At 61.7% G+C, this 13433-nt stretch carries 14 protein-coding genes; 10 read left to right on the forward strand and 4 right to left on the reverse strand.

Features of this window, described 5'->3' with window-relative positions:
- Positions 1-238 precede the first annotated feature (238 nt).
- The gene (locus tag AB4O09_RS14445) at positions 239-1546 is read left to right on the forward strand and encodes an OprD family porin (RefSeq protein ID WP_003202424.1); all 1308 of its coding nucleotides are present in this window, start codon (positions 239-241) and stop codon (positions 1544-1546) included.
- Between the two features lie 156 nt (positions 1547-1702).
- On the opposite strand, the gene AB4O09_RS14450 is transcribed toward AB4O09_RS14445, so the two are convergent.
- A complete protein-coding gene (locus AB4O09_RS14450; protein WP_003202422.1) occupies positions 1703-2197 on the reverse strand; it encodes a MarR family winged helix-turn-helix transcriptional regulator in 495 nt (164 codons plus the stop codon).
- 213 nt (positions 2198-2410) lie between these two features.
- On the opposite strand from AB4O09_RS14450, the gene AB4O09_RS14455 reads away from it, so the two are divergent.
- The 3 genes from AB4O09_RS14455 (at position 2411) to AB4O09_RS14465 (ending at position 6817) form a co-directional block, all read left to right on the forward strand.
- Positions 2411-3241, forward strand: a complete 831-nt coding sequence (locus AB4O09_RS14455) for a p-hydroxycinnamoyl CoA hydratase/lyase (RefSeq protein ID WP_003202420.1) — start codon at positions 2411-2413, stop codon at positions 3239-3241.
- Between the two features lie 108 nt (positions 3242-3349).
- A complete protein-coding gene (locus tag AB4O09_RS14460) occupies positions 3350-4798 on the forward strand; it encodes an aldehyde dehydrogenase (protein WP_013693496.1) in 1449 nt (482 codons plus the stop codon).
- 135 nt (positions 4799-4933) lie between these two features.
- Positions 4934-6817: a feruloyl-CoA synthase gene (locus AB4O09_RS14465; RefSeq protein WP_041931192.1), complete on the forward strand. Its 1884-nt coding sequence runs from the start codon at positions 4934-4936 to the stop codon at positions 6815-6817.
- Positions 6818-6982: 165 nt separating this feature from the next.
- Here AB4O09_RS14465 and AB4O09_RS14470 read toward each other — a convergent pair whose 3' ends face one another.
- Complete coding sequence (locus AB4O09_RS14470; protein ID WP_003202414.1) at positions 6983-7300, reverse strand: ElaB/YgaM/YqjD family protein; 318 nt, start codon at positions 7298-7300, stop codon at positions 6983-6985.
- Between the two features lie 162 nt (positions 7301-7462).
- On the opposite strand from AB4O09_RS14470, the gene AB4O09_RS14475 reads away from it, so the two are divergent.
- The gene (locus AB4O09_RS14475; protein WP_003181187.1) at positions 7463-7717 is read left to right on the forward strand and encodes a hypothetical protein; all 255 of its coding nucleotides are present in this window, start codon (positions 7463-7465) and stop codon (positions 7715-7717) included.
- A gap of 3 nt (positions 7718-7720) precedes the next feature.
- On the opposite strand, the gene AB4O09_RS14480 is transcribed toward AB4O09_RS14475, so the two are convergent.
- Entirely contained in the window at positions 7721-8629 is a 909-nt protein-coding gene (locus tag AB4O09_RS14480) for a LysR substrate-binding domain-containing protein (RefSeq protein WP_305440622.1), read from the reverse strand.
- Positions 8630-8715: 86 nt separating this feature from the next.
- On the opposite strand from AB4O09_RS14480, the gene AB4O09_RS14485 reads away from it, so the two are divergent.
- A complete protein-coding gene (locus AB4O09_RS14485; protein ID WP_003202409.1) occupies positions 8716-9639 on the forward strand; it encodes a carbon-nitrogen hydrolase family protein in 924 nt (307 codons plus the stop codon).
- A 1-nt stretch (position 9640) separates the two neighbouring features.
- Here AB4O09_RS14485 and AB4O09_RS14490 read toward each other — a convergent pair whose 3' ends face one another.
- Positions 9641-10111 carry an LEA/WHy family protein gene (locus AB4O09_RS14490; RefSeq protein WP_003202406.1) on the reverse strand — a complete coding sequence of 157 codons (471 nt, stop codon included), beginning with the start codon at positions 10109-10111 and terminating at the stop codon, positions 9641-9643.
- Between the two features lie 289 nt (positions 10112-10400).
- Here AB4O09_RS14490 and AB4O09_RS14495 point away from each other — a divergent pair, with 289 nt between their 5' ends.
- The 4 genes from AB4O09_RS14495 (at position 10401) to AB4O09_RS14510 (ending at position 13425) form a co-directional block, all read left to right on the forward strand.
- The gene (locus AB4O09_RS14495; RefSeq protein ID WP_013693492.1) at positions 10401-11117 is read left to right on the forward strand and encodes a helix-turn-helix transcriptional regulator; all 717 of its coding nucleotides are present in this window, start codon (positions 10401-10403) and stop codon (positions 11115-11117) included.
- Between the two features lie 51 nt (positions 11118-11168).
- A complete protein-coding gene (locus AB4O09_RS14500; RefSeq protein ID WP_003202401.1) occupies positions 11169-11510 on the forward strand; it encodes a nuclear transport factor 2 family protein in 342 nt (113 codons plus the stop codon).
- A gap of 241 nt (positions 11511-11751) precedes the next feature.
- Positions 11752-12873 (forward strand): cell division protein ZapE, encoded by a 1122-nt coding sequence (gene zapE, locus AB4O09_RS14505; protein ID WP_003202399.1) that lies wholly within the window; start codon positions 11752-11754, stop codon positions 12871-12873.
- A 57-nt stretch (positions 12874-12930) separates the two neighbouring features.
- Complete coding sequence (locus AB4O09_RS14510) at positions 12931-13425, forward strand: GNAT family N-acetyltransferase (protein ID WP_003202396.1); 495 nt, start codon at positions 12931-12933, stop codon at positions 13423-13425.
- Positions 13426-13433: the final 8 nt, after the last annotated feature.

A 13433-nucleotide genomic window follows, 5' to 3' on the forward strand; every position in this document is an offset into this window, starting at 1 on the left:
AGCTAACTAAAAAATGAAGGTTGCCAATGGGGAGTCATAAACTGGCCAGATCATTATAAAAATCAGAGGTTTGGTACGAATCTTCGAGTCAGTTGGTAAATTAGTTAATGATATTAATGTTCGATTATCGGTCATTGTTGATTGACGAAGCGCCCGTGCAGTTTCCATTCTTGGTTCCCACGGCCCCCCACCACCAAGGTTGGGCCGAACAAAACAACAACAATAAGTGGAATCGAACATGCCAAACCTTGCCCGGGCCGCCCTGACGGCGCGCCCTGTTTCATCGCTCGTTCATCTGCTGGCTTGTCTCGGGCTGAGCCTGGGGGCTCCGGCCTTGCGGGCGGAGGGCTTCATCGACGACAGTCACGGCACCCTGACCCTGCGCAATTACTACATGGACCGCGACTACAAGGACGACGGCGCCAAGACCGCGGCCAGGGAGTGGGCTCAAGGTGTGTTCATGAACGTCGAGTCGGGGTTTACCCCAGGGGCGGTTGGGTTCGGCCTCGACGTGAGGGGATTGCTGGGCATCAAGCTCGACTCGTCACCTGACCGAAGCGGCACCGAACTGTTGCCGGTGTCGAGCAGCGACAAGCGCGCAGCTGATGAGTATTCGCGCCTGGGCGTGACCGGCAAGCTGCGTTTCGCGCAAACCACGGTGAAGACCGGCGATGTGTCGATCTTCCTGCCGTTTGCCTTTGCCAGCCCATCGCGGCTGCTGCCGCAGACCTTTCGCGGGACGACTCTCAGTTCCAAGGACATCGACGGCTTGACGTTGAACACCGGTTATATCGATCGCATCGCCCGGCGCGATTCCACCGACTACCAACCGATGAGCATCGCCTCGCCCAACCGTCGTTTCAACGGTGCGGCGACTTCTTCCCATATGGCGTACGTGGGCGGCGACTACCAGGTCAGCAAAGACCTCAGCCTGCGGGCTTACCACGCCGAAGTGGCGGATTTGTATCAACAGAACACTCTGGCGTTATTGCATAACCTGCCTTTGGGCGATGGCGTCCTGACCACCGACCTGCGCAGTTTTTTCAGCGACGAAGACGGCGCGGCCAAGGCCGGAAAAGTGGATAACCGCAATGTCTCGGCGCTGGTCGGCTATCGCCTGGGTGGCCATCGCGTGAGCCTGGGCTACATGCATTCCAGTGGCGATACGGCCACACCTTATGTGTCCGGCACCGAGCTGATGGGCTTGAGCGAAATGACCATGAGCTCGGATTTTCTCAATGCCAAGGAACGCACCTGGCAGGCGATCCATGACTACGACTTTGCCGCCGTGGGCGTGCCGGGCCTGCGGAGTCGGCTGCGTTATGTGCGTGGTGATCACATCGAACTGGCGGCCCTCAATGCCGAGGATCGCAAGGAACGCGAGTTCCAGATGGAACTGGGGTACGTGATCCAGAGCGGCCCGCTGAAAAACGTCGGGCTGCTGGCGCGCAAATCGATCTATCGCAACAACTTCCCGGGTACGGCGGCGTTTCGCGACGAGAACCAGACACGGTTCCTGGTGACGTACAGCGTGCCGATCTGGTGAGTTCCCAGGTGTCTGGCTTGCTCTTGTGGGAGCAAGGCTTGCCCGCGATTGAAACGCTGCGGTTTTTCAGGAATCGAGGTGCCTTCGTCGCGAGCAAGCTTTGCTCCCACATAGCCGGAGCTTGCGTCCTCGCCACAGGGAGCGCCGCCAGGTTTGCTAGTGGTAAACCTTCTTCAACAACCGCAGCAACTCCTCCCGCTCAGCGCCTGAAAGGGTCGCGGTGGAATCCAAGTCACTCTGTGCGGCGATTTGCTTGAGTTCCTTGAGCAAGGTTTCGCCAGTCTTGCTCAGGAATATCCCGTAGGAGCGTTTATCCGGCTTGCACCGCACACGCACGGCCAGGGCCCGACTTTCCAGTTTGTTCAGTAGCGGCACCACTTGCGGCGGTTCGATCGTCAGGGCCTTGGCCAGGTCGGCCTGCATCAGGCCGGGATTCTGGTCGATGATCGCCAGCGCCGAGAACTGGGCAGGGCGCAGATCGTGGACGGCGAGCCGGCCAATCAGGTTCTGGAACAGTTTCAACTGGGCGCGGCGCAGGGCGTAACCGATCAGGTCGTCCAGCGCGGAGTCCAGCGGCGCTTGCGCGTCGGTACCGGCGGCCAGGGGCTCGGCGGGTTCGGCGGGTTCGGCAAGCTTGGAAGACTTGGCCATCGAAGTGAACTTCCTCAAGGTAAGTGATTAACAAGGCTATCCAGTTTGCCGGGGTTGCGACGCCCTGGCTATGGGGTCGCGCAAATTCGAGATTTGTAACCGCCGACCCAGACCCGGAAAAATACAGATAAATCGATTAATAGTTAATTGACATAACTATTTTTCCGGTTTAGTTTTTGATCATCTTCAGCCAAGAACAAGAGAGCACGCATCATGAGTAATTACGAAGGTCGCTGGAAAACGGTCAAGGTCGATATCGAGGAGGGCATCGCCTGGGTCACCCTCAATCGCCCGGAAAAACGCAACGCCATGAGCCCGACCCTCAACCGCGAGATGATCGACGTGCTCGAGACGCTGGAGCAGGATCCGGCCGCTGGCGTATTGGTGCTGACCGGGGCCGGTGATGCCTGGACCGCCGGCATGGACCTCAAGGAATATTTCCGCGAAGTGGATGCCGGGCCGGAAATCCTCCAGGAAAAAATCCGTCGCGAAGCGTCGCAATGGCAATGGAAGCTGCTGCGCATGTACGCCAAGCCAACCATCGCCATGGTCAACGGCTGGTGCTTTGGTGGCGGTTTCAGCCCGCTGGTGGCGTGCGACCTGGCGATCTGCGCCGACGAAGCGACCTTCGGTCTCTCGGAAATCAACTGGGGCATTCCGCCAGGCAACCTGGTGAGCAAGGCCATGGCCGACACCGTGGGCCATCGCCAGTCGCTGTACTACATCATGACGGGCAAGACGTTCGGCGGGCAGAAAGCCGCCGAAATGGGCCTGGTCAACGAAAGCGTGCCCTTGGCGCAACTGCGTGAAGTCACGGTGGAGCTGGCGCGCAACCTGCTGGAAAAGAACCCGGTGGTGCTGCGGGCCGCCAAGCATGGTTTCAAACGCTGCCGCGAACTGACCTGGGAGCAGAACGAGGATTACCTGTACGCCAAGCTCGACCAGTCGCGCCTGCTCGACACCGAAGGTGGCCGCGAGCAGGGCATGAAACAGTTTCTGGACGACAAGAGCATCAAGCCTGGCTTGCAAACCTATAAGCGCTGAATCGACCGGCGAATGGCGGGCCGCATCCCGCTGTTCGCTGCCTCGCCCTGGCGCTACTGTTACACCGCTGCGATGCATTCCCGATAAAGACAATAAAGAGGAATCACCATGCTGGACGTGCCCCTGTTGATTGGCGGCCAGTCGTGCCCGGCCCGTGACGGCCGGACCTTCGAACGCTGCAACCCGGTGACGGGTGAGGTGGTGTCTCGCGTGGCCGCCGCCACCCTGGAAGATGCCGACGCCGCAGTAGCTGCTGCCCAAGCGGCGTTTCCCGCCTGGGCCGCATTGGCGCCTAACGAACGCCGCACGCGACTGTTGCGTGCGGCCGAGCAGTTGCAGGCCCGTAGCAGTGAATTCGTCGCTGCTGCCGGCGAAACCGGTGCCATGGCCAATTGGTACGGTTTCAACGTACACCTGGCGGCGAACATGCTGCGTGAAGCCGCTTCCATGACGACCCAGATCAATGGCGAAATCATTCCTTCGGACGTGCCTGGCAGTTTCGCCATGGCCCTGCGTCAGCCTTGCGGCGTAGTGCTGGGCATCGCGCCCTGGAACGCTCCGGTGATTCTCGCCACCCGCGCCATCGCCATGCCCCTGGCCTGTGGTAACACCGTGGTGCTCAAGGCTTCTGAAATAAGCCCGGCGGTGCACCGGCTGATCGGCCAGGTGTTGCAGGACGCAGGGCTGGGTGACGGCGTGGTCAACGTGATCTGTAACGCACCGGCGGATGCGCCGGCCATTGTCGAGCGGTTGATCGCCAACCCGGCGGTGCGTCGGGTCAATTTCACCGGTTCGACCCATGTCGGGCGCATCGTCGGCGAACTGTCGGCGCGTCACCTCAAGCCGGCCTTGCTGGAACTGGGCGGCAAGGCGCCGCTGCTGGTGCTGGACGATGCCGACCTGGACGCTGCGGTGCAAGCGGCGGCCTTCGGCGCCTACTTCAACCAGGGCCAGATCTGCATGTCCACCGAGCGACTGATCGTCGATGCCCGTGTGGCGGATGAGTTCATCGCCCGCTTGACCGCCAAGATCGCCACCCTGCGCGCCGGCGATCCGACGGCTGCTGATTCGGTGCTGGGCTCGTTGGTTGACGTCAGTGCCGGTCAACGCATCAAGGGGCTGATCGACGATGCCTTGGCCAGAGGCGCAACGCTGGTCACGGGTGGGCAGTTGGAAGGCAGCATCCTGCAACCAACCTTGCTCGACGGCGTCACTGCGCAGATGCGCTTGTACCGCGAAGAGTCTTTCGGGCCGGTGGCGGTGCTTCTGCGCGGTGACGGCGATGAAGAGCTGTTGCGCCTGGCCAACGATTCCGAGTTCGGCCTGTCGGCCGCCATCTTCAGTCGCGACACGAGCCGTGCTCTAGCCTTGGCCCAGCGGGTCGAGTCGGGCATTTGCCACATCAACGGGCCGACCGTGCACGATGAGGCGCAGATGCCCTTTGGCGGGGTCAAGTCCAGTGGTTACGGCAGCTTTGGCGGCAAGGCGTCCATCGAGCATTTCACCCAGCTGCGTTGGGTGACCTTGCAGAACGGTCCCCGGCATTACCCGATCTGAAACCCGTCGCATCGCGGGCGGTGGAGCCTTGAACACCGTCGCCCCGATGCAGGCCAGAATAATAATGACAAGGCCGCAGCCTAGTGCTGCCACGCTCCGCTCGCATCGCGACCCGAGTGTGCCTTGGTGGAGGAAATGTACGTGAGTTTCGAGTCCAGACCGTCCTCCCGACCCGAGGCCAGGCGGTATCGCCAGGTGTCGATTGGTCATCCTGCCGTCGAAGTCCGGGAAGAGCGTGGCATCTTGCACATGCGCTCCCTGGAGCCTCTGGCCCCGCTGCCGGCGCGGTTGCTCGAGCGCCTGGTGCACTGGGCCGAGGTGCGCCCAGAGCAGACGTTTATCGCCGCCCGTGAAGCCGGTGGTGACTGGTGTCGTGTCAGTTATGCCCAAATGCTCGACAGTGTCCGGGCCATCGCCCAAAGCCTGCTCGGTTACGGCTTATCGGCCGAGAAACCCTTGGCGCTGCTCTCCGGCAACGACATCGAGCACCTGCAAATGGCCCTCGGCGCGATGTACGCCGGTATTCCCTATTGCCCGGTTTCGCCGGCCTATTCATTGCTGTCCCAGGATTTCGCCAAGCTGCGTCACGTCTGCGATCTGTTGCAGCCGGGGCTGGTGTTTGTCAGCGAAGCCGCACCGTTCGAGCGGGCAATCACTGCCGTATTGCCGGCGGACGTGCCCTTGATCACGGTGCGTGGCGAGATAGCTGGCCGGTCGAGGACAAGCTTCGCCAGCCTGCTGGCCCAACCCGGCGGCGCCGAGGCCGAGCAGGCGTTCGCCGCCACTGGCCCGGACAGCATCGCCAAGTTCCTGTTTACCTCAGGCTCCACCAAACTGCCCAAGGCGGTGATCACCACCCAGCGTATGCTTTGCGCCAATCAGCAGATGCTGCTGCAGACCTTTCCGGTGTTCGGCGAGGCGCCCCCGGTGCTGGTGGACTGGTTGCCGTGGAACCACACGTTCGGTGGCAGCCACAATGTTGGCATCGTGTTGTACAACGGCGGCACGTTCTACCTGGACGACGGCAAACCCACCGCCCAGGGCTTCGCCGAAACCCTGCGCAACCTCAAGGAAATTTCACCGACCGCCTACCTGACCGTGCCCAAGGGCTGGGAGGAGCTGGTTAGCGCCCTGGAGCGGGACGGTGAGTTGCGCGAGCGATTCTTCAAGCGCATCAGTCTGTTCTTCTTTGCGGCAGCGGGTTTGTCCCAAAGCACCTGGGACCGGCTCGACAAGGTCGCCGAACAGCATTGCGGCGAACGTATCCGCATGATGGCGGGCCTGGGCATGACCGAGGCGGCGCCGTCCTGCACCTTCACCACCGGGCCGTTGTCCATGGCCGGCTACATTGGCCTTCCGGCGCCCGGCTGCGAAGTCCGGCTGGTGCCGGTGGACGGCAAGTTCGAAGGGCGTTTTCGCGGGCCGCACATCATGCCCGGCTACTGGCGCTCGCCGCAGCAAACTGCCGAGGTATTCGACGAGGAGGGTTTCTATTGTTCGGGGGATGCGATCAAGTTGGCCGATGCCAGCAATCCGCAACTGGGGCTGATGTTCGATGGGCGGATCGCCGAGGACTTCAAATTGTCTTCCGGTGTATTCGTAAGCGTCGGGCCGTTGCGCAACCGCGCGGTGCTGGAGGGCACGCCCTACGTCCAGGACCTGGTGATCACCGCGCCGGATCGCGAGTGCCTGGGGGCGCTGGTGTTCCCACGGCTTGCTGAATGCCGACGCTTGTCGGGCCTGGGCGGGGAGGCCAGCGACGCCCAGGTCCTCGCCAGCCCGCCGGTACGCCAATGGTTCGCCGACTGGCTGCAACGCCTGAACCGCGAAGCCAGCGGCAACGCCAGTCGCGTGGAGTGGATCGCCTTGCTCGATGAACCGGCGTCCATCGACCGTGGTGAAATCACCGACAAAGGCTCGATCAACCAACGGGCGGTGCTGCAGTGGCGGGCGGGGAAGGTCGAGGCGCTGTATCGCGGGGAGGATGCGTCGATCCTGCGGGCGGGACCTGTGGCTTAAAGCAAAACCTTGTGGATGTTCATAAGTGGCAGGCTCATCCACAAACTCCTGTGGGAGCGAGCTTGCTCGCGATTGCGGTGGTTCAGCAGCAGAGATGTTGCCTGACTCACCGTCATCGCGAGCAAGCTCGCTCCCACATGAGGTCCGGGGACTGGTTTGTGGTGTTTAACGCCGTCCTAGCAACAAACCCACCACCAGGCCGAAACCGGCGGAAATCGCCACGGTCTGCCAGGGGTGGCCGCCAATATAGACCTCAGTGGCATCGACCATGGGACGGGTACGTTCCCGGGTGCTGGTGACTGAGTCGAGCGCCTGTTGCAGTTTCTGGGATATCTGGCCTCGCAGGTCTTCGGCCTCTTCGCCCACCAGCGAGGCACTGCTTTTGAGCAGCTTTTCCGATTCTTCAATCAGAGCCGTCAATTCGCTGAAGGCTTGATCCTTGATTTGCTCTCCGTTCGCTTGCACGGTGCCTTTACGGGCCATGGAAGTACTCCTTGTGTGGATGATGGCATTGAACAATGGAGTGCCGTGCCCGTTAAAAAGTTGCAACGCTCGGCGCTGGCAGGGCAGTCCATCACAAATCGTGGTTAAGACGTTTCCCTCCAAGGTGTAAGATGGCGCCTATTTACGCAACAGGTAATTCCCATGAGCTTCAATCTGGCTGACAAGCCCCTGGCCGAGCGCGCCGCGCTGGAAGACGAAAAATCCCGACTTTTTGAACTGTGGCAAAACAACCTGGGCAAGGCCAAGGGCGATGCCGCCCGCTTGTTCGGCGAGCGCTCCAAACGCAAGGGCAAGTGGGCCGAGTGGGTGCGTGCCGAACTGGACGGCATGTCGCCGCCGGAGTACGCCAACATGGTGCGCAGTGAGGTCAATCGACTGATGGCTGCCAACAAGTAAGCCTTAGGTGAATGTTGCCGTAATGGCCTCGCGAACCTTGAGCATAGTCGGCTCCATTTGCGTGTGGGTTCGCCATCCCAACTCGATGGGGTAGCGGGGCAAGGCCAGGGGGCAGGGCAGCAAGGCCAGGCCGCTGAGGTCGGCGATGGCCCGGGCGGCATGGGTCGGGATGGTCGCCACGGCCTGACTGCCCTTGAGCAGGAACGGCAACGCGGCAAAGTGGGTGGTCGAGGCGCAGACTCGCCGACTCAGGCCAAGCCCGGCCAGCCCTTCGTCGGTGATGCCGATGAAACCACCCGAAGACACCAGCAGGTGTTCACGGGCCACGAACGCCTCCAGGCTGAGGGATTGCTGGCCCTGCGCCAGGCTCGCCGGGTCCAGGAGGCAAGCGTAATCGCCTTCGCCCAACACCTGACGGCTGAGCAATCGCTGGGCGAAACCGCCCGCTGTGATCGCCAGGTCAAGGTCGCGCTCCATCAGGGCCCGGCCGACGATCTGACTGTGGGTCTGGCGGAAAATCAAGCGCAGGCCCGGCGCGCGGTGGGCCACTTCTTCGATCAGGCGTCGCCCATGGGCAATTTCGAAATCGTCCGACAGGCCGACGATGACCGAGCGGCCTTCGTAATGGCTGGCATCCGGGTCGACCATCGCCAGGCTCTGGCGGCATTTATCCAATGCTTCGCTGATCACCGGCTTCAGTTGATTGGCCCGCAGCGTCGGCGCCAGGCCCCGGCCGGTGCGCACGAATAATTGATCGTCATACAAACCGCGAAGCCTGCGCAGCGCAGCGCTGATGGCCGACTGGGTCACGCCCAGGCGCACGGCGGCGCGGCTGGCGCTGGATTCGTCATGCAGGGCTTCGAAGGTCTTGAGCAGATTGAGGTCGATGTCAGCGATATTCATAAGGCTCATATCATTTAGCAGCATTCAGGGCTTTATTCATGATCGGCCGCTGCTTGAGAATCAGCAACACCTGATGATCAAGGAGTTGAAAAAACATGCCCAAATCCATTGTGGCTGCCCTGCAGATCGGCTCGTTGCCTGGCGGCAAGGGCGAGACCCTGGCACAGATCCTTTCCTACGAAGAGGCCATTCGCGAGGCCGGCGCGCGCCTGGTGGTGATGCCTGAAGCGCTGCTGGGTGGCTATCCCAAGGGCGAGGGGTTCGGGACTCAACTGGGTTACCGGCTGCCGGAGGGGCGCGAGGCGTTTGCCCGCTATTTTGCCAATGCCATTGACGTGCCCGGCGTTGAAACCGAAGCGCTGGCCGGGCTGTCGGCGCGTACAGGGGCGAGCCTGGTGCTGGGCGTCATCGAGCGTGTCGGCAGCACCCTGTACTGCACCGCGCTGTATTTCGAACCCGATGCAGGCCTGGTAGCCCGGCACCGCAAGTTGATGCCCACCGGCACCGAGCGGCTGATCTGGGGCAAGGGCGATGGGTCGACCTTGCCCGTGATCGACAGCCAGGTCGGTCGGGTCGGCGCGGCGGTGTGCTGGGAAAACATGATGCCGCTGCTGCGCACCGCGATGTACGCCAAAGGCGTGGAAGTCTGGTGTGCGCCGACGGTGGATGAGCGGGAGATGTGGCAGGTGACCATGCGCCATATCGCCCACGAAGGTCGCTGCTTTGTGGTCAGTGCCTGCCAGGTCCAGGCTTCGCCGCAGGCCCTGGGTATCGAGGTCGCGCACTGGCCGGCCGAGCGGCCGTTGATTGCTGGTGGCAGCGTGATTGTCGGGCCCATGGGCGACGTGCTGGCCGGGCCGCTGAAAGACACGGCGGGGTTACTCACCGCCGAAATCGACACCGATGAACTGGTGCGGGCGCGCTACGACTATGACGTGGTGGGGCATTACGCCAGGCCGGATGTGTTCGAGTTGGTGGTGGATGAGCGCGCCAAGCCCGGCGTGCGCTTCACGGCATGATTCACCAGCTGGCGGCGGAACCCGGCAGGTCGAGGGTTCCGCGGTCGACGAAGCGCAGGGTGCCGAATACGCCGCCGGCGAGCTTGCCCTTGAGCACATAGGGCAGGTTGTCCAGACCTTGGGTCTGGCTCAGGCCCAAGGTCTGGCGCAACACCGAAAACGCCGAAATGCTCACCGGGACACTGAGGATCGCCTCGGAAAAGCGCGGGATCGAACCGCTCTGGTCACTGACCCCCGTTGCCAGCGTACGGTCGTTGACCTCCAGGTCCAGCGCCACGCCGTTGTAGTCGATGGCGGTTTCGTTGGGGTTCTGCACGCGCAGTTTCACGGCGAAACGCACCTCCAGGCCCTGGTTGGGCAAGGGTTCGATGCCGACTACGTTGATGTTCAGCGGGTCACGGTGCGGGAAGAGGGCGCAGGCGCTCAGGCTGAGCAGTATCAGGAAAACGGAAAGGCCGAGGATTCTGCGCATGGATAGACTCTCAAGAAAGGAAAAAACTCGGAAACGATTGAGTACGATAACCCACAGCGGCCCCATGACAACGGCAAACCACCCTGTGGGAGCAAGGCTTGCCCGCGATGAAGGCGATGCGGTCTTTCAGGAACCGAGGTGTCTGTTTCGCGAGCAAGCTTTGCTCCCACAGCCTTGCGGGGGCAGATTCCACCTTGCTCTGGGTCCAAACAAGGATCATGGCTCCTGACAGTTTCTGACACCAGCCTCTGCTAATCTGCGTCAACTTTTTCTTTCCGGACAGTCCATCGTGTCGCGTACCTCTCGGTTGCTCACTTTGCTGCAAGTCTTGCGGGGCAAGCGTTGCCCGGTCACCGCTGCGACATTGGCGGGCGAACTGAACGTTTCCGAGCGCACCTTGTACCGCGACATCGCCGAACTCACCTCCCTCGGCGCGCCGATCCAGGGCGAGGCGGGTATCGGTTATGTCTTGCGCAGCGGCCTGTTCCTGCCGCCACTGATGTTCACCGCCGATGAAATCGAGGCCATTGTGCTGGGCTTGCGCTACGTCGATCAGCGCGCCGACGAGGTGCTGGGCAAGGCCGCCGCCGACGCCCTGGCGAAGGTCGCCGCAGTGCTGGCCCCCGATGTGCGAGACGCCTTGCGCAACCCCACGGTATTGCCCGGTCCACCGGGTTATGGCTATCCGCAGAACACGGTGGAACTGAATGTGTACCGCCAGGCCATTCGCGCCCAGGCCAAGCTGCATATCGATTACGCCGATGTGAACAAGACCCCGAGCCAACGCTTGATCTGGCCGCTGGCCCTGGGCTTTTTCAATGAAGCGCGGGTGGTGGTGGCCTGGTGTGAATTGCGCGGCGCCTATCGGACTTTTCGCACTGACCGGATTGCCTCTGCCACCGAGCAGGGCGAGCGCTATCCGGGCCGACGCAGCGACTTGCTGCGCGACTGGTTTGCGCTGATGAAGCTGGACGAAACCGGGCGTTTCACTCCTGACAAAAACTGACACAACGCTGTTCTAGCATAGTGCCAGATCGATAAAACAAGGAGCCGTACCATGTCCAATCCCGTCTCTTCCCTGGCCCCGGCCATCGCCGGCTACATCGCCGCCGCCAATGCCCGTGACAGTTCGGCAGTGACGCGTTTCTTCGCCGAGGATGCCAACGTGTTCGATGAAGGCCAGCACCGTGTTGGCACCCAGGCCATCGCCCAATGGATGGAAGACACCGCCCAGCGCTTCCAGCCGCGGGTGGAAGTCCTCAATGTGCAGCAACGCACTGGCAAGGTGCTGGTGCAGAACCTGATCTCCGGGACATTCCCCGGCAGCCCGTTGGAGTTACGCTACACCTTCCGGCTCGATGAGCAGGGCAAGATCAGTCGGTTGGATATCTCGATCTAGGTTCTGCACTCAGGTCTGTGGGAGCAAGGCCTGTGGGAGCAAGGCTTGCCCGCGATGAACGATAACGCGGTTTGGCTGTTGGACCGCGGCGCGACTATCGCGGGCAAGCCATGCTCCCACAGGCCATGCTTTCACAAGATGTTGCTCCCACAGATAAACCCCACGCCACAGATCCACGCAGGGTTCCTGCAGTCGTTCGCCATGGCATACTCCCCACCTTCGTTTTCCGGACCCGGGCCGTATGACTTTCGACTCCCCCTTGAGTGCCTGGCAGCATGCCATCGAACACCACGGCTTCGTCCAGGACGAGGCCCAGGAACTGGCCATCATGACACTGGAGCAATGCCACAAGGCGTTGCACGAAGGTCGCAAGTCGATCAAGGGCGTTTATCTCTGGGGCCCGGTGGGACGTGGCAAGACCTGGCTGATGGACCGCTTTTATGAAAGCCTCAAGGTGCCGGCCCGTCGACAACACTTCCACCATTTCATGGCGTGGGTGCATCAGCGTTCATTTCAGCTCACTGGCACGCCGGATCCCTTGCAGGCCCTGGCCCGGGAGTTGAGTGCTGAAGTACGGGTGCTGTGTTTCGACGAACTGTTCGTCAACGACATCGGCGATGCAATCATCCTCGGGCGCCTGTTCCAGGTGATGTTCGAGCTGGGCATGGTGATGGTCAGTACCTCCAACCTGCCGCCGGAAGAACTCTATGCCAACGGCCACAACCGCGAGCGTTTCCTGCCGACCATCACCGCGATCAATCGATACATGCAGGTCGTGCCGGTGAACGGTTGGCAAGACCATCGCCAGCACCCAGGTCAGTTACAGCAACGTTATTGGCTGCGCGATCCCGGGCAACCTGATCCGCTGGGGGAGGTCTTCAACCAGTTGACCACCGGGCAAGCGTCGAGCACTGCGCCGATCGAGGTCGGTCATCGCCTGCTTGAACCGGTTCGGGCCAGCGATACCGTGCTCTGGAGCCGTTACTCCGACCTGTGCGAGCAACCGTTCTCGGCGCTGGATTTCATGGCGCTGTGCGACCGCTTCAGCGTCATCCTGCTCAGTGACGTGCCGTGCCTGAGCGCCGAACAACGCGAAGGGCGCATTGCCCGTGGCACCGAAGACGGTGTCGAACGGGTCGAGGCCGGTGATCGCGAATTGCCGCAGTTGTCGATCCATGACGATGGTGTACGGCGCTTCATCGCCCTGGTTGACGAGTGTTATGACCGCAAGGTGCCGTTGTGCCTTTCGGCCCTGGTGCCGATGGATGAGTTGTATACCGAGGGCTATCTGCAATTCCCGTTTCGCCGTACCCTCAGCCGCCTCCAGGAAATGCAAATGCAACGTTTTGGTCAGCGAACCTGACCTGTATCCCGCCGACGGCTTCGAGCTGGCGGCACTAACGAAGTGAGATGGAAGGTCATGGAAGAAGCCAAGGACATCCTTGTACTGCAAGCCAGCTACACCAACCCGGTTCACGCCGAAGCGATCTGTCATGTGCTCAACGGCTATGCACAGGACCCGATGGGCGGGGGGCATCCATTGCCGGCAGAGGTGCTGCTGCATCTGCCCGAGGAACTGGCCAAGCGCCCTCATGCCTTCAGCGTGCTGGCTTTCGTCAACGGCGAACCGGCGGGGCTGGTCAATTGTTTCGAAGGTTTTTCAACCTTTGCCTGCCGGCCACTGGTGAACGTCCACGACGTGGCGGTGATGAAGGATTTTCGTGGGCTCGGGCTGAGCCAGAAGATGCTGCAGAAGGTCGAGGACATCGCCCGCCAGCGTGGTTGCTGCAAGATTACCCTGGAAGTGCTCGAGGGCAATGCCGTGGCCCAGGCCAGCTATGCCAAGTTCGGCTTTGCCGCCGGCATGTTCGACCCGGCCCACGGACCTATGGAGTTCTGGATCAAGCCCCTGTAAAAGCGGGC

It is taken from the genome of Pseudomonas sp. H1_F01 (assembly GCF_054681425.1).